Origin of the sequence: Rhodanobacter sp. Root627 (assembly GCF_001427835.1) — a bacterium.
GTDB lineage: Bacteria > Pseudomonadota > Gammaproteobacteria > Xanthomonadales > Rhodanobacteraceae > Rhodanobacter > Rhodanobacter ginsenosidimutans.
In genome coordinates this window covers 1,128,384-1,146,858 of the sequence record NZ_LMGW01000001.1, presented here as the reverse complement: position 1 = coordinate 1,146,858, position 18,475 = coordinate 1,128,384, and the positions used below count along the sequence as shown (strand labels likewise).

General features: G+C 62.3%; 17 protein-coding genes. 6 read left to right on the top strand and 11 right to left on the bottom strand.

Features of this window, described 5'->3' with window-relative positions:
• Positions 1 to 221 precede the first annotated feature (221 nt).
• Together ASD68_RS05335 and ASD68_RS05330 are read left to right on the top strand one after the other, a co-directional pair.
• On the top strand, positions 222 to 1,871 hold the full coding sequence (locus ASD68_RS05335) for a sensor domain-containing diguanylate cyclase (protein ID WP_056604265.1): 1,650 nt from the start codon (positions 222 to 224) through the stop codon (positions 1,869 to 1,871).
• Positions 1,872 to 1,902: 31 nt separating this feature from the next.
• Positions 1,903 to 2,907 (top strand): alpha/beta hydrolase, encoded by a 1,005-nt coding sequence (locus tag ASD68_RS05330; RefSeq protein WP_162247408.1) that lies wholly within the window; start codon positions 1,903 to 1,905, stop codon positions 2,905 to 2,907.
• A 78-nt stretch (positions 2,908 to 2,985) separates the two neighbouring features.
• Here ASD68_RS05330 and ASD68_RS05325 read toward each other — a convergent pair whose 3' ends face one another.
• The 6 genes from ASD68_RS05325 to ASD68_RS05295 all read right to left on the bottom strand — a co-directional run bounded on the left by ASD68_RS05325 (position 2,986) and on the right by ASD68_RS05295 (position 11,647).
• Positions 2,986 to 5,010, bottom strand: coding sequence for a DUF2075 domain-containing protein (locus ASD68_RS05325; protein WP_082545960.1), 2,025 nt, complete (start codon positions 5,008 to 5,010; stop codon positions 2,986 to 2,988).
• Positions 5,011 to 8,485: 3,475 nt separating this feature from the next.
• A complete protein-coding gene (locus ASD68_RS05315) occupies positions 8,486 to 9,139 on the bottom strand; it encodes a glutathione S-transferase family protein (protein ID WP_056605204.1) in 654 nt (217 codons plus the stop codon).
• 171 nt (positions 9,140 to 9,310) lie between these two features.
• On the bottom strand, positions 9,311 to 10,015 hold the full coding sequence (locus ASD68_RS05310) for a thioredoxin family protein (protein ID WP_056604256.1): 705 nt from the start codon (positions 10,013 to 10,015) through the stop codon (positions 9,311 to 9,313).
• Positions 10,012 to 10,446: a VOC family protein gene (locus tag ASD68_RS05305; protein ID WP_056604252.1), complete on the bottom strand. Its 435-nt coding sequence runs from the start codon at positions 10,444 to 10,446 to the stop codon at positions 10,012 to 10,014. The genes ASD68_RS05310 and ASD68_RS05305 overlap by 4 nt, the downstream gene beginning before the upstream one ends.
• Positions 10,447 to 10,513: 67 nt before the next feature.
• Positions 10,514 to 11,137, bottom strand: a complete 624-nt coding sequence (locus ASD68_RS05300) for a glutathione S-transferase family protein (RefSeq protein ID WP_056604249.1) — start codon at positions 11,135 to 11,137, stop codon at positions 10,514 to 10,516.
• A 54-nt stretch (positions 11,138 to 11,191) separates the two neighbouring features.
• Entirely contained in the window at positions 11,192 to 11,647 is a 456-nt protein-coding gene (locus tag ASD68_RS05295) for a MarR family winged helix-turn-helix transcriptional regulator (RefSeq protein ID WP_056604246.1), read from the bottom strand.
• 395 nt (positions 11,648 to 12,042) lie between these two features.
• On the opposite strand from ASD68_RS05295, the gene ASD68_RS16790 reads away from it, so the two are divergent.
• Positions 12,043 to 12,192, top strand: coding sequence for a hypothetical protein (locus tag ASD68_RS16790; protein WP_156458341.1), 150 nt, complete (start codon positions 12,043 to 12,045; stop codon positions 12,190 to 12,192).
• Positions 12,193 to 12,254: 62 nt separating this feature from the next.
• Here ASD68_RS16790 and ASD68_RS05290 read toward each other — a convergent pair whose 3' ends face one another.
• Entirely contained in the window at positions 12,255 to 13,154 is a 900-nt protein-coding gene (locus ASD68_RS05290; RefSeq protein ID WP_056604243.1) for a DUF1080 domain-containing protein, read from the bottom strand.
• A gap of 57 nt (positions 13,155 to 13,211) precedes the next feature.
• Positions 13,212 to 13,643: a hypothetical protein gene (locus ASD68_RS05285; protein ID WP_056604240.1), complete on the bottom strand. Its 432-nt coding sequence runs from the start codon at positions 13,641 to 13,643 to the stop codon at positions 13,212 to 13,214.
• A 197-nt stretch (positions 13,644 to 13,840) separates the two neighbouring features.
• Here ASD68_RS05285 and ASD68_RS05280 point away from each other — a divergent pair, with 197 nt between their 5' ends.
• Positions 13,841 to 14,668: an SDR family NAD(P)-dependent oxidoreductase gene (locus tag ASD68_RS05280; protein WP_056604237.1), complete on the top strand. Its 828-nt coding sequence runs from the start codon at positions 13,841 to 13,843 to the stop codon at positions 14,666 to 14,668.
• A 42-nt stretch (positions 14,669 to 14,710) separates the two neighbouring features.
• Here ASD68_RS05280 and ASD68_RS05275 read toward each other — a convergent pair whose 3' ends face one another.
• Positions 14,711 to 15,619 carry a polysaccharide deacetylase family protein gene (locus ASD68_RS05275; protein ID WP_235578642.1) on the bottom strand — a complete coding sequence of 303 codons (909 nt, stop codon included), beginning with the start codon at positions 15,617 to 15,619 and terminating at the stop codon, positions 14,711 to 14,713.
• 119 nt (positions 15,620 to 15,738) lie between these two features.
• Complete coding sequence (locus ASD68_RS05270; RefSeq protein WP_056604234.1) at positions 15,739 to 16,083, bottom strand: zinc ribbon domain-containing protein YjdM; 345 nt, start codon at positions 16,081 to 16,083, stop codon at positions 15,739 to 15,741.
• A 74-nt stretch (positions 16,084 to 16,157) separates the two neighbouring features.
• Between ASD68_RS05270 and ASD68_RS05265 the strand changes: the two genes are divergently transcribed.
• Entirely contained in the window at positions 16,158 to 16,523 is a 366-nt protein-coding gene (locus ASD68_RS05265; protein WP_056604231.1) for a DUF6164 family protein, read from the top strand.
• Positions 16,524 to 16,564: 41 nt separating this feature from the next.
• Here the strand turns inward: ASD68_RS05265 and ASD68_RS05260 are convergent, their stop codons facing one another.
• A complete protein-coding gene (locus ASD68_RS05260; RefSeq protein ID WP_056604228.1) occupies positions 16,565 to 17,308 on the bottom strand; it encodes a substrate binding domain-containing protein in 744 nt (247 codons plus the stop codon).
• Between the two features lie 114 nt (positions 17,309 to 17,422).
• Here ASD68_RS05260 and ASD68_RS05255 point away from each other — a divergent pair, with 114 nt between their 5' ends.
• Positions 17,423 to 18,472 carry a hypothetical protein gene (locus tag ASD68_RS05255; protein ID WP_056604225.1) on the top strand — a complete coding sequence of 350 codons (1,050 nt, stop codon included), beginning with the start codon at positions 17,423 to 17,425 and terminating at the stop codon, positions 18,470 to 18,472.
• Positions 18,473 to 18,475 lie beyond the last annotated feature (3 nt).

Genomic DNA, 18,475 nt, shown 5'->3' with positions numbered 1-18,475 from the left:
ATCAGGATCCATTGGCCCGGGACCCTTCCGCAGTCTTCCTGCCATCGATGCCGGGTGCGCATCAGGTTTCGGCGCATTTCGCGGCAGCGCGATGCGATGCCCAGTCAGTGCGCACGCGGCAGGCTGGCGCGTCGGCCTCTCGATGTACTCCGGGCTGGTCGGCCCAGGCGTCATGCCTGAGGGCTGGACTGGTGAGGGTGCTTCGGTAAGCATAAACAGCAATGCCCGACCGTTTGACGCCGCCTCTGGAACTGCTGCAACTGCTGCCCGAGGCGGTGGTGCAAACCGATGCCTTGTGGACGATCACCTACGTGAACCCCGCCTGGCACAAGCTAACGGGGCATTCGGTGGAGGAGGCGCTGGGCCGGTCGTTGCTGGACTTCGTGCATCCCGACGACACGGGTACCTTGCGGTCGGGCATGCCGGTGTTCCGGTTGCGCGTGGCCAACGCGGACTATCACTGGATGCGGCTGAAACTCCAGCCGAAGACGGATGACGCTGAACGGGTGATCAGCCGCCAGGGCGTGCTGATCGAGATTGTCGAGATTACCGAGCAGGTGCTGGTGGAGGTTCGCCAACGCTTCCTGCGGTTGCTGGAAACCATCGACGGCGTGGTTTGGGAAGCCGAACGCGGCGTGGGCAATACGTTTCTGAGCCCGCAGGTGGAGCGCCTTTTTGGTTTCACGGTGGAGGAGTGGCGGGCCGACCCGGGGTTCTGGCGTTCGCGCGTGCATCCCGACGATCTGGAAGAGGCCTTGGTCATTGACAACGCCGCGTACAACGCGACGCACAGTTATGCGTACGAGATGAGTTACCGGCTGATCACCAAATTCGGCAAGGTCGTATGGGTGCGCGACCTGTGTCGCGTGGATGTCGACAAGGATCGCCCGAATCGCATGATCGGCCTGATGATCGACGTGACCCGGCAGAAACATACCGAGCTGGAGCTGGTGCAATCCGACAACCGTTATGCGCTGGCCACGCGCGGCTCCAATGACGGCATCTGGGATTGGGACCTGCACACGGATGTCCTGCACGTGTCCCAGCGCTTCCATGAGATTGTCGGGCTGAGCGGCGCCGGCGGTCTGCATGATGACGGCTGGCACTTCCTGCAACAGCTCATCGACCCCGATGACCACGAGCGCGTGCAGGCGGCGTATCGAAGGCATCTGTCGGGCGATCGGCCCAACTTTTCGGTGGATTTTCGCGCGCGTCATGGATCGGGGCGATTGGTGTGGCTCAACTGGCGCGGGGTGGCGCACTTCGAAGCTGGCGTTGCCGTGCGGATGGCCGGGTCATTGAGCGATCTGGCCGAGCGCGGCAGCTCGTACGACGCCTTGACCAATCTGCCAGGCCGGCCGTTGTTCCGCGATCGCCTTGAGCACGCGGTTGCGCTGCATCGGGACCATGCCTCCCAAGCGGCAGACGCGCCGGCACGCGCTGACAATACATTCGCCGTGCTGTTGCTGGACCTCAACCAGTTCAAGACCATCAATGACACGCTTGGGCACCATGTGGGTGACCAGCTGTTGCAGCAGGTTGCCCGCCGGCTCGAATCCTGTGTGCGGGCGGTCGATCTCGTCGCCCGCATGAGTGGCGACGAATTCAACGTGCTGCTTGAGTCCGTCGACCACGCCGGTGCGATCGAGCGCGCCCGGCAGATGGCCATTGCCCTCGCTGCTCCCTATCAGCTCGGCGCGCACAGCGTGACTTGCGGCGCCAGCATCGGGGTGGTCAGCAGCCAGGCCGGCTTTGCAACAACCGACGACTACCTGCGCGCTGCAGATGCCGCCATGTATAGGGCCAAGAGCCACTCATTGGGCGTATGCGTTTTTTCGGAAGAGGGGGCGCGAGGAAAAGGAGCGCTGTAACCTCTTGCCGTCTTCATGAAGGATGGCTGCCATGCGCGTACTTCGTCTTTTTACCTTGGTTCTGGCCGCTGGCCTCGTATGCACCGCCGCCAATGCGGCCGACGCCGACGGCGCGACGGAGCCCGGGGCGCACGATGTCTTCAACCAGGTGCAGCGCAACGCCTGGTATCTGCCGACGACGGATCACGTTGCGAAGTTGTTCGTGACCGAGATCGGGCAGGGCGCGCCGGTGGTGTTCCTGCATGGCGGGCCGGGGCGCGATTTCCACTACATCATCGATGCCTTGCGACCGCAGCTGAAGCGGCATGCTTTCGTCCTGTACGACCAGCGCGGCAGCGTGTTGTCGCCGGTGCCGGCGGGAACGGAGGGCAAGCTGACCATGCGGCAGATGGTGGATGACCTGGAGGCATTGCGGGTTGCGCTGGGCCGCGATCGACTGGCGCTGTTCGGCCACTCGTTCGGCAGCCTGTTGGCCATGGCCTATTACCGCGCTTACCCCACGCACGTGGAGCGCATGGTGCTGGCCGGCAGCATGCCGCCGGTAATGAACAAGGACATGTCGGATGCTTACGACAAGGCGCTGGAGCAGCGGGAAGCCGCCATGATGTCGCGCGAAGACGCCATCGCGCGGGCGCTGGCCGAAGCCGGCCTGCCGTCGGACAAGCAGCGCGACACGCCGCAGCAGGCGAGGATGCGCTTGCGCATCCGCTACAACGCGCCGCTGGACCTGGTGCACGTGGAACGCTGGCACCAGCTCACCAGCGGCGGCATCTACTACAACCACGCGGCGGGTGCCGCGATTGCCGCGAGCATGCCCGCGTGGGACGTGCGGCCGGCGATCGCCGCGCATCCGGTACCGATCACGGTGATACAGGGCGACAGCGACTATCTCGATCCGTCGGCCCGTTTGTGGTCCGCCCTGGCCAAGGCGGGAAAAGTCCACCTGCACGTCATCCGCGATGCCGGGCATTGCGCCTGGATCGACCAACCGCAGGCGTTCGCCAAGGCACTGCGCGATGGTCTGGACGACCATTGACGCTTGCTGCCGAGAAGGCAGGTGATCGTCAGGGCCCTGGCGTGACGCGCAAGGAGCTGGTCCGCCCCGGTTTACGCGCTACAACCGGGGTATGCCCAGACTGGCGAGCAACCCGAAGGCAGGGTCGTAATAGCCTGGCTTCCGGCTCGGATCCTCGCTGCTGCCTTCCGGAACCACGATGACCATCCCTTGTCGTGCACGTGTGAGCAGCACGCGATATGCGTTTAGCAGGTAGCGTTGCCGGGCCGCGCTGCGGACGTGTTCCCAGCGTTTGCCCTTGAAGCTGAAATGGTCCCACTGGTCGGCGCTGAGTCGCAGGTCCCCGTCCCACACCACGCACGTCCAGTCGAGCTCAAGCCCCTGCACCTGGAATTCCGTGGCCACGTCTTCGAGGTAATAGGAAGAGCGTACGTCCTGCCTGCTTTCGAGAAACCAGCGGACGGGATCGACCTTGACGCGAACGTCGATTGCGTGCGGCTTGAGTCGCTGCGCCTGTGATGACACGACGATTCCATACCGCTCGCTGCCGCGGGCCTGCTGGCGCAACCATGCTTTCGCGTGGTCGAGGTGGCGGGTCAGGCGAATGGGAAAGTTGGGCAAGACCTCCGAGAGTGCGTCACGTGCGGATTCCACTTCCAGCGCCAGCAACAGATTGACGAACTCGGACACGCGTGCGGCGCGGAACGATCGCATGGAGGTTGCCAGATGCAACGCATCGTCCCAATGCGCCTGGGGGTTGGTTCGCAATGCCTCCAGTTCCTCGTGGGCGTGGTACTCGATTTCGTGCAACCGTGGTGACAGATAAACCTGCCAGCGGTCGAAGCGCTGGCGGAGCGCGGCCAGCCATTCACTGATGCCGGCTTCACCGGTGTTGATTTCCTGCCCGCTGCCCACGAGGCAAACCATGGCGGCCCAATCGTCATGACGATCCAGGCAGGAAATGAGGAATTCGGGCTCGGATTGGTCGAAGCCTTCGACGCCCTTCTTGCGACTCATGAAGCCGGCGGTCTGGTTCAAATCCCACGCACGCTGGGCCTCGTCGAACAGTGTGATGTGTTCGATGGGCGCATCGGAACTGGCGAGGCAGTCGTCGCGGAAATGGTGGACGTTCTGGATGAACTGCTTGACCGCGCTTCGGGCTTCGCCGATGCGCAGGGTGTTGCCCGATTGTTTTGCACGCGTCACCTGGTCACGCGCCAATGCTTCATGCAGCACACTTACCAGCGGACCGTTGCCGGACAGGTACACGCTATAGAGGCTGTCTTCCTTGTCCGTGTGCCGGTTGGCGATATCCAGGCCGACCAGCGTCTTGCCGGCACCCGGAACGCCCGTCACGAAGAAGATGGCCTTGTCGCCACGTTGCCGCACGCCGGCGATCAGCTCGGCCAGCCGGTTCGCCGTCACGCTCAGGTTCTCGGCGTCGGCGCCGCTGCGGGAAATTTCATCGACCTTATGGCCGGCGTACAGGGCGCGAGCCGCTTCCACGATGGTCGGCGTGGGATGGTAACGGCCGCGCTGCCAGCACTCCGGTTCGATCCGTTCCGACGGAAAGTGGTGGAGACCGAGTCGGATGGCATCGGCCAGGCTCGTGGCGTTGCAGTGCAATGGCCGCGGGACGCCGTCGTCATGGTGTCCGGTGTCAATGGAAAGCGACTTCGCCTCAGCCTTGGTGGCGACGAGGATCGGGACGATGGGGATCTGATGGCTGGCTTCGTGGAAGTTCTTCAGGTCGAGGGCGTAATCCCAGGCCTGATCGTTGGCATCACGCGAGTAGTCACTGGCACCCACCTTGAATTCGAGCACGAACAGGACGTGCTCGAGCACGAGTACCGTGTCGACCCGTGAGCCAAGGCGCGGGATGTCGTATTCGAAATACAGCGCGCCCGTGGATGTCGCCCATGGGCGAAGCAGATCTTTCAGTAGGGAGATCTGCTCCAGCCAGGCAACCTTCTGCAACGGGTCGACAGCAAAACTGTGCCACGTGGTCAAGGCACCGATGATGGATTGCGCATCCTCCGAGAGGAACTGTGCGAGGGGCGCGCCATAGCCCCAACGTCGCCGCGGCGCGCTCGGTTCGATGGCATCGTTCTCCTGTTTCCCCATGGGGACCAGGTTACTCGATGCGGGGGTGCCTGGGTTTGGAGGATGGCGCAGGGGAACGAAACAGGCCGTGGCACTGCGGCCATGTTCTTCCTAGAGCTGTTGGATAAACCGCACGCCCGCCGGCGAGACAACCAACGCGCGCCCCAAGCTCTGGCGACGCACCCAGCCGCGAGCGAGCATTCGCTCCAGGATCGCGGGGCCAAGTGCGCCGGAGAGGTGCGTCAAAAACCGGGACGGAGGAAGTTAAATACTCTCCGGCTTGCTATCCGCCCGCCTCGGCTGCCGCGCTTCGATCCCGCATGTGTTCCGCAGCATGTGGTGGAGGGTGGCAATGGGGCGCATTTCAGTCATCGACAAAATGCCAGTCATAGTGAATATCGTACTTTGCACCTAGTTCCTCTATGCGAACAACCTTTGGCTGGTCAACATCCGGCAGGTTTTGTATGAGGCGTGGTCCGGGAATATCGAGCGTGATTGATTTAGGTGTGAATACGTCGTTCCCCAGCCCCTCTCTAATCAACGGCATAATTGCGTCGTACCCAAATCCCGCCAAAGCACCTATCGCAGCTCCAACGGCGGTGCCAATGCCTGGGTATATGGCGGTACCTACCATCGCGCCAACAGTAGTTGCCTCAGAGACCACTGCTTCCTTGATCTTGCCGCCAATCTTTTCATACAGTTCGCTGAAGGAGTTGGCGAGATCCTGGTTATCCTTCTCCACAATTAACAATGTGGCTGTATAGCTGCGCGGCCAATCGCCAGTTCGATGTAGATCGAATTCAAGCAAAACATAAGGGTTGAGGCGCCACGGGCCGCGTACAGAATCTTCGGAAACGTCGCCAACGATATTCGCGTTTACCAGGTCAACTGTTGGTTGTCCATCTGAACCGACGTGCACTGCCGTCGAGTCTGTCCCGATAGCCGACATATACACCTCGTCGCTTGCCCCTTGCAGGAATGAGTCCGTCGAATCAAGTTCATCGAAGCCGAGCAATCGGAACTGAAGCTTGCCTGTTGCGCGAGGATGATCTTCGCCCGAGAACACTTTCAAAGCATGGCCCCAGCCCGTGCCAACTTTCTTGCCTTCATTTGAAGCCCATCTGAAACTGCCGTCGTCACACCCGTCATGGCGGTACCACATAAGATCGCCATTTTCCTGAATAGCGTAGATAACACCGTCCCCACCGGAAAATACTTTCGAAGCGCCCCCCCAGCCGGTGCCAACTTTTTTGCCTTCATTCGAAGCCCATCTGAAGCTGCCATCGTCACGTCCGTCATGGCGATACCACATCAGATCACCACCGCTGCGTTGGCCTGTTCGAATATCTATGTGTAAGGGTTGGATTGCATAGATGATCCCGTCTCCACCGGAGAACACGGTTGCGGCACCATCCCAGCCTGTGCCAACTTTCTTTCCCTCATTTGAGGCCCACCTGAAACTACCGTCGCCCCGCCCATCATGGCGATACCACATCAGATCGCCATTTTCCTGAATAGCGTAGATAACACCGTCCCCACCGGAAAATACTTTCGAAGCGCCCCCCCAGCCGGTGCCAACTTTTTTGCCTTCATTCNAGCATGGCCCCAGCCCGTGCCAACTTTCTTGCCTTCATTTGAAGCCCATCTGAAACTGCCGTCGTCACACCCGTCATGGCGGTACCACATMAGATCGCCATTTTCCTGAATAGCGTAGATAACACCGTCCCCACCGGAAAATACTTTCGAAGCGCCCCCCCAGCCGGTGCCAACTTTTTTGCCTTCATTCGAAGCCCATCTGAAGCTGCCATCGTCACGTCCGTCATGGCGATACCACATCAGATCACCACCGCTGCGTTGGCCTGTTCGAATATCTATGTGTAAGGGTTGGATTGCATAGATGATCCCGTCTCCACCGGAGAACACGGTTGCGGCACCATCCCAGNTTGCCTTCATTCGAAGCCCATCTGAAGCTGCCATCGTCACGTCCGTCATGGCGATACCACATCAGATCACCACCGCTGCGTTGGCCTGTTCGAATATCTATGTGTAAGGGTTGAATTGCATAGATGATCCCGTCTCCACCGGAGAACACGGTTGCGGAACCATCCCAGCCTGTGCCAACTTTCTTTCCTTCATTTGAGGCCCACCTGAAACTACCGTCGCCCCTCCCGTCATGGCGATACCACATCAGATCACCATTTGGCTGAATGGCGTAGATGACATTATTTGAATTGATCATGTTGTTTCTTCTCAAGTTATTGAAATGAACCAAGTTCATCGAGGCAGTTGCCCGAGCCACTGAGGCGAGCTGGCCGGCGCGTACTGCCTAGCTGGCGCGCGAGCTCGCTTGGCGGCCAAAAAATGTCTGCGCGATGGTTGGACCCATATTTCCTTCATGAACTGCAGCTCGTCCGTTTTATGCGGCAGCTGTGCAAACAAGAAAAAAACGGCCACGCGCAAAGGCGTGGTGATGCCGTGGACATGCTTCGCACCAATCAGCGGCTGCAGGGAGGTTGCGTGCTGGCGTTGTACGAGAACAGTGCAAGTTGGGGATCGTCACTAGCAGAGGACCCTACAGATGAGCGGTGTCGCTTGCCGCGGTTCGTACATCCTTTCCCTTGCGAGCGCCGAAGTACATTCCACAGACTGCGTACACCGAAAGTGCATGGCCTACGTAGCCCTCCGGAAAATCGGAAAAGGTATAAGGGACAAATTTCAGGTATCTATCAGATCCAGCTAGTCGTCCCTGACACGTAGCTGCACGATGAGAGAAAACCATGGCTGATGTCGACGTTTGTGGATTTCCTGGTCGAGAGGCTGCGTGATACGGCGGGCTCGACCGTGCCGCGTCTCTGGCAAGAATGGTGATTGCTCAAGCGCAAAACCCACTTCACGTCATTCCCGAAGGCGGGAATCCAAGTGACTTGGTAGGCGGCATGCAGGGCACGGGATCCCCGCCTTCACGCGGATAACGGCATTCAAGCAAGCGCTGTTCGTCCATGACATCTTTTGTCTCTTGGGACCAAGGGTGCGCTTGCCGCACCGGACAACGTATTGAGTAGAGAGGTGCAGGTCGAGAGGGTTGCTCAGCTGTTGCCGACGCTGCCGGATGGCAGTGATTGCCTGCGGCAGTTGCCCACCGCATCGTCACACGACTGTGGTGGCATACCTTCAGATGCGCACTCGGGCTCCGGTTTCTCAATGGGGTTTGAAACCCCATGGTGATCTGCTTCAGCCAGTCCACCTTCTGCAACGGGCCGACAGTATTGCTGTGCCCGGTGTTCAAGGCACAAATGATGGATTGCAGGTCCTCCGCGGGGGCGCCATAGCCCTAGTGCTGTCGCTGTGTGCTCCGTTCGATGGCGTGGTTCTCTTGTTTCTCCACGACGACCTGGTTACTCGGTGCGGGGACGCCAGGGTTTGAAGAATGGCAAAGGAGACAGGCGAAATAGGCCGTAGCACCGCGATCAGGTTTGCCTGGAGCGCTGGAATCGCCTCAACGACCGCGATGGTCAGGATGGTTGACCGCCAACTGGTCCGCAAAAGCGCGCTTGTATGCAGGCCGGGCTTCTCCGCGAGCAACATAGGCGGCGAGACTGGGGAATTCGTCCAGAATGCCCGAGGGGCGGAGTCGGAGCAGTACGTGCACCATCATCAGGTCGCCTGCACTGAAAAGGCCGTCAAGCCAGTCTGCGCCACCCAACCGGGAAGCGAGCTGGCGAAGCCGATGGCGGATGCGGTCCTGGACCAGGGGCAGACGTTCCATGCTCCATGGTTTGTCGCCCTCCAGTATTTTGGCGGTAACGAGATCAAGGATCGGCGGCTCCACCGTGTTGACGGCGGCAAACATCCATGAGATCGCCCGTGCCCGGGCGTTGGCATCATCCGGCAACAGTCCCGCATGGTGTTCTGCAATATGCAGGACGATCGCCCCGGTCTCGAACAGGGCAAGGTCGCCTTCCTCGTAGGTCGGAATCTGGCCGAAGGGATGGATGGCCAAATGGGCGGGCTCTTTCATGGCGCGAAATGAGACAAGGCGAACCTCGTAAGGTTGCCCCGCTTCTTCAAGCGCCCAGCGAACGCGTGTGTCACGCGCCAGCCCCTGGCCGCGATCCGGCGATTTTTCGAACGCGGTAATAGTGATGGTCATCATGCAGCTCCACTTGGGGGTTGACTCGACCCGTACGAATGAGATGGACGTCTATTTGAATACGATGCTTGCGGCTCTTGGTGAAGGAAATCCCGCTTTCCATCGGCCAGGCGTTGCACGGCCGCCTCTTGCCGAAAGAGGGGTGGCAAGAGGACGGCCCATGGCAACCCGTCAATCCTCGTACTCGTCGTGCAGCCGCACCCAGCTCATGGTGCCGTCGCCTTCGTTACGACCCTTGGGAGTGAGGTCCAGCCAGTTGAACGCTCCGGCCAGGAGTTCCACGCCGCGGTGATAAGTGGAGTAGGTGTGGAAGATGTTGCCGTCATCATCCTTGGCGAAGATGCTGATGCCGAACATGTCGGGGCTGCTGCTGATGCTCGCAAGGCCGTAGTTGTAGCTGGCGCGACCCGCGGCGCGATCGGCTTCGGTGAACGAGACGCCAAAGTCGTAGTTGAAATCGCTTTCCCCGGATGACACCCAGGGGAAGGTCCAGCCCATGCGTTGCCGTACTTCTTCGATGCGTTCGATGGATGCGCGCGACACCGCCGCGAAGGCGAGGTCGGCATGTTCGAAGTGCCGACGCGCGGCATCGACGTGATCCATCAGGAATGAACATCCCGGGCAGACATGGTGCGAGCCGGGAGTGAGCATGAAATGATAGATCGCCAGTTGCTGCTGCCGCCCGAACAGGTCGTCGAGGTCGAGCGTGCCCTCGGGACCCTGGAACGTGTAACGCTTGTCGATCCGCACCCAGGGCAGCCGACGGCGCTCGGCATGCAATGCCTCAAGTTGGTGGGTCATGGCGCGTTCCTTCTCGAACAGCGCCTTGCGGGCTTCCAGCCACGTCGCGCGCGTGGCGATGGCTGGCGCGTTCATGGGGTGTTTCCCGCCACGGGGCGGTTGCAGTTGACCATCCAGTTCGCGCCGAACCGGTCGGTGAGCATGCCGAAGCGCAGGGCCCATTCCGTTTCGGCGATCGGCATCGTCACCTGGCCGCCTTCGGCAAGCGCCTTGAAAACGCGTTCCGCTTCGCCGGGTTCGTCGACACTCAGCGACACCGCATTGCCGTGGATGCCGGGATACGGGTCGGGGGTGGGGCCGCACCAGTCGGAGCCCATCAACACGGCGTCGCCGACTTCCAGCCGCACGTGGGCGATCCGGTTGCGGGCTTCTGCCGGTAGCGCTTCGGTGCCGGACATTTCGCCCATGGTCACCTTCATCGTGACCTTGCCACCGAGGGCATGGGCGTAGAAATCGAACGCCTTGGCGGCGTTGTCCTTGAAGAAAAGGTAGCTGACCAGGTTCATGACATTTCCTCTTGTGGGACGGGAGTGGACACAACGACTGCCTGCGACGGCAATCGATCGCAGCGGCTCAGGCAGCGACGGCGATCTCGGGGAACGGCTCGCGCCATGCGTCGATTTCGCACAACGCGTCGTGCCAGCGCCGGATGGCTGGGAATTCGGCAAGCGGAATATGCGCGGCTTCGGCGTAAGGCAGGGTGATTGCGAGCGAGAAATCCGCCACGGTGAGTGTCTTGCCCACCAGCCAGCGGCGGTCCTGCAGATGGTTTTCGAGGATGGCTGCGAGCTGACGGAAAGCCTCCTGCGCGCGCCCCGCCGCATCGACATCGGGTTCGCCGATATTGAAGCGCGGCTTGATGATGTATTCGAAGTAAAGCTGGCTCGCCACCGGATTGAATTCCTGGCCGGCCCAGCTCAACCAGCGCAGGACGTCGATCTGGCGATCGTCCTGTGGCCACAGGTCCGAGTCCGAACGCGCCGCCAGGTGGCACATGATCGCGTCGGATTCCCACAGCACGCGCGTGCCGTCGACGAGTGTCGGCACTTTGCCGTTGGGGTTGAGCGCCAGATATTCCGGTGCCTTCTGTTCGCCACGATCAAGATCGACATAGGCGTATTCGACCGGTGATTGCAGGTATTTCGCGACCACACAGGCCTTGCGCGGGGAAGTGACATTGGACCAGTAAAGCTTCATCGGGCGTCTCCTTGGATACGGCGGAAGGGGCTTTCGGTTTCCGTTACGGCTGTATCACTCGCCTTGGGTGGGCAGTGGCATGACGCATGGCCCGCCGGCAAGTCGATGCAGGCTTGCGGCGGTGGCTTCCCCAATGTCCTGGAGCAGCCGTTGCTGGGTTGCGTTCCAGCTGGGCATGGCGGCCTTGAGGGCGCGCGAGCCCTTGGGGGTGATCGCCGCCTGGCGCGAACGCGCGTCGGCGGGATCGGTGCGCAACGTCACCCACCCGCGTTGTTCGGCGACGGCAAGGTTGCGGGTCAGGGTGGTGCGATCGGCAGAGAGCATGTCTGCGAGCTCGCCGATGGCGCTCGAACCGGCCAGATGCAGCGCGGCCAGCAAGGTGAACTGGGTGGCGCGCAAGCCATGCGGCCGCAGCGCCTGGTCGAATTCGCGCGTGATCGTACGCGCCGCACGCCGCGCCGCGAGGCACAGGCAACGGGTGGTGGCGAAGATGGTGAGGTCCGGTGTCATGGGTGATATGTGTATATGCACATAAATGGGCTGTCAAGCGCCGGTGGCTCGGCTGGTGGGTGCCGGATCGTGGTGTTGGGCGCCTGGTGGGTTGGTGGAAGCTCGCAAGCGACCGAGCAGGCGGCGTTCGATGTCACGCCGTGACGGTGGCAGCAGTTGCCGCCGGCGCATGATCGTTGTCGGTAGAAGAAATACCTGTGCCGATCACCTTGCCTGCGCGTTTTCCATGCCAGCCTGATAGCCCAGCCAGGAGCAAGTCATGTCGTCAGCGTTACGCCATTTCATCACCGATCGCCGAGGCCACGTGGCGATCGCGCAATCACCCAATGAGCCGATGCTCACGTGGAGCGCGCTGGCGTTGGCAACGCGCACTTCAGCGGGGTCGGAGGCACCGCATGCGTACCGCGCGCGACGCGGCGCTTGCTTGGTGGGCCGGTCTGGAGGTGCTCGACGGCGCCAGCCCGTTCCGACGTACGCTCGGCGCCGCGACGTTGCTGGCGCTGGCGTCATCAAAGCTGCGCAACGTGCACGGTCGCAAGTCGTAACGGAGACCGTGCTGCCTGCCTTGGGTTTTCAAGGAGGCTGACGGAATGCACCAGGCCTCAGCCTACTTCACCACCTCAATCACCGGCAGCTGCTTGATCGGCTCAACCGTGATGTGGCGGAAGAAGGTTTCGGCGCCTTCCGACTGGAGCTGGATGTGGCCGTGGGTGAGGGGTTGGCAGACGCCTTTCGTGTCGGGCTCGCAGATGTTGCGCACTTCCATCACGGGCACGCCGTTGACGACGTGGATGGCGTGGTTGCCGACGACGTAGAGGTCGAGCACGTTCCACTCGCCGTCGGGTGCGTCGGCGTTGTGGCTGTTCTCCACGTTCCATGTGGCGGTGTTGCCGATGGCTTTGGCATCCACGCCGCCGACCATGTAGCGCAGCTTTGGATCGATGATGGAGGCGTCGTGCGCGGCGGTTGTCGTGACGCTCAGCTTGTCGCCCACCGGCACCACCATGCCGACGCTGCCGGACATGATCTCGAACTCGACCGAGCGCGCCCACGTGCCCCACACCGCGCCGGGTTTGCCGTGCGTGTGGTACAGCAGCCCGTTGTTCGGCAGCATCGCCTGGCGTGGTGCGTAGCGTGCCTTGCCCCATTTGTATTCGAGCCGCAGGTGATAGTTGGCGTAATCACCGCGATGAACCGGGCTGCCCCAGGTCGGGCCGTTGACGCGGATCGCCGGCTCGCCGTCCTCGCTCACCACGGTGAAGATGGTTCCCTTGCCGCCCACGCCGAGGGGTGCGTCGTGTTTGGCCAGATACGTCTGGCCCGGATCGGCGTAGCCCAGCCAGGCGTCCCACTGGTCCAGATTTTTGCCGTTGAACAGAGCAACGGCTGGCCCGGTTGCCGCCGGGATGTTTTTCAACACCAGGCTTTGGGGGGTGAATGAGGGCAGGTCACCGGACAGTGCGGGTGAAACGACGAAAGCCAGCGCGATGGCTGCAAAAATTCTCATGCTCAAGCCTTTTCAAGTCGTGGATGGCGGGCCGGACAAATGCCGGTATTTCGCCGATTATCCATTGATGACGGGTGCCGCAATGCGCACTTCGCGGCATACGCCGAAGTTTGCTTCGTTGTGGTCGCTGGTGGTCAGTGCCAGTTTCACGACGTAGGCTTCGCGATCGAGCAGCGGCAGGCTGACCGGGCCCGCATGCGTTATCGGGCCGATCAAGGTGCCGTTCAAATAGAGATGGATGTGCCCCGTGCCCGGCACGGCTGCACCGCCGTATTGCTCCGGTGCGAACTGGATGTTTGTTTGCGGGGTCAGGAGCCACGCGTTCGCGTTGCGGGTCAGCTTGGCATCGAGCCGGTAACCGCCGGCTTCTGCCCGCCCGTCCTGTGCGCAAGCAGGTGCCGTTGATCCGTGAGGTTCGTTTGCCGCAACGCCGGAGGCCAGGCCCAGGCTCATCAGAATGGCTGCGGTCGTCAGCGTCTTGAATGCCATTTTCCCCCCTCATTCCAAGGCGAAACGAAAGGATATACGAGGTGGGTGATGGTGTCGCCCATGGTGGTCGATGGCCGTTTGGATGGCCGTTGAATCATTTGGGTGTGGTGCCCGCTTGAAAGTCCCTTTACCCCACGAAAACCGGTCAGGTTTTGCGACCATGGCGCATAATCGCGGCACAAAATCCGGGGACAAACATGCGCACCGTCGAAAGCAGGATCGTTCTCATCACCGGGGCCGCCATGGGCATGGGCCGCCTGTATGCCGAGCGCGCGGTGGCCGAGCACGCGGCCGCCGTGGTGTTGTGGGACATGGACGCGGCGGCCTTGGAGGCGACCCGCGCGGAACTCGCCGCGCGCGGCGCCAGGGTGCTGGCCCAGGTGGTCGATGTGTCGTCGCCGCAGGCAGTCGCCGAGGCGGCGCAGCGGGTGCAGGCCGAAGTCGGTACCCCGGACATTGTGATCAACAACGCTGGCGTGGTCCGCGGCAAACCGTTCTGGGAGCACGACCCGCTCACCGACACCGAGTTCGTTATCCGCGTCAACGTGCTGGGGCCGATGCATGTCACCCGGGCCTTCCTGCCGGGCATGATCGCCGCCGGCAACGAGGCGCGAATATTGAATGTGGCCTCGGCCTCCGGGTTGCTCTCCGTGCCGCGGATGACCGTGTACACCGGCTCGAAATGGGCACTGATCGGCTGGAGCGATTCGTTGCGCCTGGAGCTCAGGCGCGCGGGCCACGGCCACGTGCGGGTGACCACGCTGATCCCCAGCTACATCAAGACCGGCATGTTCGCCGGTGCCCGCGCGCCGTTGCTGACGCCGCTGCTGGAGCCGGCGCACGTCGTGGACAAGGCCTGGGCCGCGATGAAGGCCGGCAAGCCGCGATTGATGATGCCATGGACGGTGGCGTTGAGCGGCGCCTTGCGCGGGCTGCTGCCGTTGCCGCTGTGGGATTGGGTGGCCGGGAGCGTGTTCAAGGTGTACTCATCGATGGAGGCATTCACCGGGCGCAAATCGGGGTGATCAAAGATGCGCCACGCCGGGTGCGCATCTTCACAGCGACAGTCAACGGCAGAGCTTGTCCAGATCGAGGCCGGGGCTGGGAGCGGCTGGCAGTGGCAACCCGCGTGCGGCCATCGTCGCTTCGAGCGAGTCGGGTGACGACGGCAGGCTGAGGTCGAGATCGTTCTTGTAGAAGGGAGCGCTTTCGGCTTCCTCCAGCGTGACGAAGCTGAAGCCGCGTTCGCGATAGAGCGCCAACAGGCGCGGCAGCATGCGGGCGTCGAACGCGCCCACGTGCATCAGCAGGACGTAGGGGATGTCGTGGCCGTAGAGCGCTTTCGACATGGCGCGGCTGTAGACGATGGCGGCGTCGGCGGCAGCGAGGTAGCTGGTTTCCAGTTTGGCGATGGCGGCATTGTCTTTTTTCGCGACGCAGCGCGCGTACGGCTCGTTGTAGAGGTAGTCGCTGAAGCTCATGGTGACATTGGCGATCTTGTAGCCACGCTCCGCCAGGAAGCGACGCTCGGCCGCGCGCTTTTGCGCGGTGTCGCCCTCGGCCAGATACGGGTAGCGCAGCCAGTGCCAATCGGCGGCGCCCATGTACTTCCGCAGCATCGGCTCGTTCCTGGTCACATCCTGTTCCCAGTCCGCGAGCGGATTGGCATTGAGGTTCATGTGCGACCAGGTGTGGTTGCCCAGCGGCAATCCGGCGTCGCGCCACAGCTGCAATACGGGGGTGGAGGCCGGCTCGTTCCGCGTCTGGATGCCGTTGACGAACCCGTACACCGGCGGCAGTTGCGCCTGCTGCATGGCAGTAATGATTTTCTGCGCGATCGCCACCCGCGTTTCGCCCGCAGGAAGCGGCCCATGGGCGGGCAGGTCATCCCAGGTGATCGCCAGTTGCTGCGCGGTGGCTGGCAGAGCGATGGCGGAACAGACGGCAAAAAGCAGGCGCGAGTGCAGGGTTTTCAAAAGAACCTCCGGTTGATCCAGGCCAGGCGCGATGGATGCGGTGTCCGACAAATTCGGGGCAGTTGCCGGTTCGCGCATGGTGGGCCCGGCAGTTTTTCGTCATTCGCTGCGGCGCCTTGTCAGGCCTTGCGCAGGAAACACGTCTTGAGCACCAGCCCCTTGATCTTGTCGGCGTTGCCCTCGATGTGCTCGGCATCATCCGGCACCAGGCGGATATTGCGGATCAGGCTGCCCTGCTTCAGTGGAATCGAGCTGCCCCGCACCTTCAGATCCTTGATGACCACTACGGTATCGCCCGCGGCCAGCGGGTTGCCGTTGCAGTCGCGCACGACCGGTTCGTCCGAGGTGTTTTCGGCGGATTCCCCGGCCACCCACTCGTGGGCACAGTGCGGGCAGACGAGCTGGGCACCGTCCGGGTAGGTGTCGTCGAGTCCGCATTGCGGGCAGGCGGGATACGCGGGCATGGCCAGATCCGTTGATGGTGGGGAACACGTATTCTAGAGGGGACCGCCGCGGCGAGGGCAGCTATCATCACCCCATGTCCAGACTGCTTTTGAACCTGCGCAACGTGCCTCATGACGAGGCCGACGGCGTGCGCGCGATGCTCGATGCACAGGGGATCGCGTTCTACGAAACCAGGCCCAGCATGTGGGGCATTTCGGCCGGCGGCATCTGGGTGACCGAGGACACCGCCTACGCCGACGCCCGGCTTGCCATGGATGAGTTCCAGCGGCAACGCCGCGATCACGCCCGCGCGGAGTACGCCGCCGCCAAACGCGCAGGTACCGCGGACACGTTCTTCACGATGCTTCGTGCGGACCCGGTGCGCGTGGTGGTGAGCGTGCTGGGCATCCTCTTCGTGCTGGTCATGGTGGCGCTGCCGGTGTTCCTGCTGCGGGGTTGAGCCGGGCCCGCGTCGGGGCGATTACGGATGGCCGCTTGCGGTCAGTGCGAAGGATGCGCAAACGCCGCCACCAGGTAGTCGATAAATACCCTTACCCTCACCGGTACACGACGGCCGGCCGGATAGACGAGATGGATGGGCACGCGCGCCGGCTGCAACTTCGGCAGCAATACCTGCACCTGGCCGGACCGGATCTCTTCGGCCAGTAGCCAGCGTGGCGCCTGGGAGATGCCAAGGCCACACAGCACCGCCGCACGGACATGCTCTGCATCGCCGGTCAGCAGCGAGCCGTGCGGGATATAGGAAACGGTTTCCCTGCCGACCTTGAGCGACCACGGGTAACGCTCGCGATCCTTCGCAAACACGATGCACGTGTGCTGGTCCAGATCCGCGAGCCGGGTGGGTACGCCGAGCCGGGCAAGATAACCCCGGCTCGCCGTGAGCACGGCATCCGCCTCCGACAATTTCCTCGCGGTGAGCGAGGAGTCCACCAGTCGCCCGTGGCGGATCGCCAGATCGACGCCTTCGCCGACCAGGTCGACGTGCCGTTCCGATACCGACATCTGAACCGTGACGTCGGGATACCGCCGGAAAAATTCCGGCAGCAGCGGTGTGATGCAGAGCCGGCCATGCGCTGGTGCGGTGTTGATCCGGATGGTGCCTCGCGGTGATTGCCGGCGCTCGCCCACGGAGGATTCGAGCGCATCGAAATCGTCCATCACGGCGGAAAAACTGCCGCATTCGACGAGGCGTACGAACAGCCGAATCGCGTGCATCCGATCCATGTGAGTCACCGCTATCGATTCCAGGATGGAATGGATGGTATGTCGCTATCGAACGTTTCGGCAATGGATGAGGTTGCTTAAGCTGCGCGCAGCCATCGAACCAGGAGCAAACCGATGAAAGCGATCTGCGTGACACTCAGCCGCACGTTGGAGGTTCGCGATATCCCCACGCCGGGTGAACCCGCGGCCGGGCACGTACTTGTCGAGATGGATGCCTCGGCGATCAACCAGGGCGACAAGACGTTCCTGCGCATGCCGACCGCGGTCGGCAATCCCCTCGCGCTCGACCGCCATGAGGTATGGGGTGCGTCGGGTGCGGGCAGGGTGATCGCGGTGGGGGCAGGCGTGCCTGGGGACTATGCGGGCAAGCAGGTGGCGGTCTACCGATCGCTGGGCCGAAGCGCGGAGAGTGTCGGGCTTTGGTGCGAGCGGGCACACGTGCCTTGTTCGGCCTGCCTGATCCTGCCGGACCATGTTCGTGCGCGGGATTACTGCGGCTCGCTCGTCAACGTCATGACGGCCTACGCTTTTCTCGAAGAGATTGCCGAGGCCGGCCACAAGGGCGTGATTGTCACGGCCGGCAATTCGGCCACGGGTTGCGCCATGGCTTCACTCGCACGAAGCAGGAAGCTGCCGGCGATTTTTCTGGTGCGTACCGAGGCGGCACGACGCGCGCTCATCCAGTCGGGCGTGGAGCATGTCCTGGTGACTGAAGAAGGCTTCACCGACAGGCTCGCTGCGCTGTCCGCCGAGCTGGCGACAACCGCCGTATTCGATGGCGTCGGCGGCGACCTGCTCGGGAAAATTGCGCCGAGCCTGCCGATGAATTCCACCATCTATGCCTATGGCTTTCTCGGCGGCGCCGTGCCGATCGCCATCCCGTCCGTGCTTTTCATGATGAAGAACCTGACCATGCGGCGGTTCAGCAATTTCGAGAGCCGGACAGTGAAGGAGCAGGGGCAACTTGTGGCGGCACTGAAAACGCTGGAGAGCCTGATCGACGACCCCCTGTTCGTCACCCGGATCGGCGAGGAATTCCGTCTCGATCAGATCGAGCAGGCCATGGCTTGCGAGCCATCCGACGGTGCCAGGGCTGTCCTGGTTGCGGCGCCCGCCCGGCGAAGGTCTGATGTTGCTCGCAGGAATGATGAGCAAGCCGCTTGATCG

Bases quoted from the DNA above. Each gene is read 5' to 3' on its own strand.
- ASD68_RS05335 (WP_056604265.1), top strand. From the start codon at position 222: ATGCCCGACCGTTTGACGCCGCCTCTGGAACTGCTGCAACTGCTGCCC.
- ASD68_RS05330 (WP_162247408.1), top strand. From the start codon at position 1,903: ATGCGCGTACTTCGTCTTTTTACCTTGGTTCTGGCCGCTGGCCTCGTA.
- ASD68_RS05325 (WP_082545960.1), bottom strand. From the start codon at position 5,010: ATGGGGAAACAGGAGAACGATGCCATCGAACCGAGCGCGCCGCGGCGA.
- ASD68_RS05315 (WP_056605204.1), bottom strand. From the start codon at position 9,139: ATGACCATCACTATTACCGCGTTCGAAAAATCGCCGGATCGCGGCCAG.
- ASD68_RS05310 (WP_056604256.1), bottom strand. From the start codon at position 10,015: ATGAACGCGCCAGCCATCGCCACGCGCGCGACGTGGCTGGAAGCCCGC.
- ASD68_RS05305 (WP_056604252.1), bottom strand. From the start codon at position 10,446: ATGAACCTGGTCAGCTACCTTTTCTTCAAGGACAACGCCGCCAAGGCG.
- ASD68_RS05300 (WP_056604249.1), bottom strand. From the start codon at position 11,137: ATGAAGCTTTACTGGTCCAATGTCACTTCCCCGCGCAAGGCCTGTGTG.
- ASD68_RS05295 (WP_056604246.1), bottom strand. From the start codon at position 11,647: ATGACACCGGACCTCACCATCTTCGCCACCACCCGTTGCCTGTGCCTC.
- ASD68_RS16790 (WP_156458341.1), top strand. From the start codon at position 12,043: ATGCGTACCGCGCGCGACGCGGCGCTTGCTTGGTGGGCCGGTCTGGAG.
- ASD68_RS05290 (WP_056604243.1), bottom strand. From the start codon at position 13,154: ATGAGAATTTTTGCAGCCATCGCGCTGGCTTTCGTCGTTTCACCCGCA.
- ASD68_RS05285 (WP_056604240.1), bottom strand. From the start codon at position 13,643: ATGGCATTCAAGACGCTGACGACCGCAGCCATTCTGATGAGCCTGGGC.
- ASD68_RS05280 (WP_056604237.1), top strand. From the start codon at position 13,841: ATGCGCACCGTCGAAAGCAGGATCGTTCTCATCACCGGGGCCGCCATG.
- ASD68_RS05270 (WP_056604234.1), bottom strand. From the start codon at position 16,083: ATGCCCGCGTATCCCGCCTGCCCGCAATGCGGACTCGACGACACCTAC.
- ASD68_RS05265 (WP_056604231.1), top strand. From the start codon at position 16,158: ATGTCCAGACTGCTTTTGAACCTGCGCAACGTGCCTCATGACGAGGCC.
- ASD68_RS05260 (WP_056604228.1), bottom strand. From the start codon at position 17,308: ATGGATCGGATGCACGCGATTCGGCTGTTCGTACGCCTCGTCGAATGC.
- ASD68_RS05255 (WP_056604225.1), top strand. From the start codon at position 17,423: ATGAAAGCGATCTGCGTGACACTCAGCCGCACGTTGGAGGTTCGCGAT.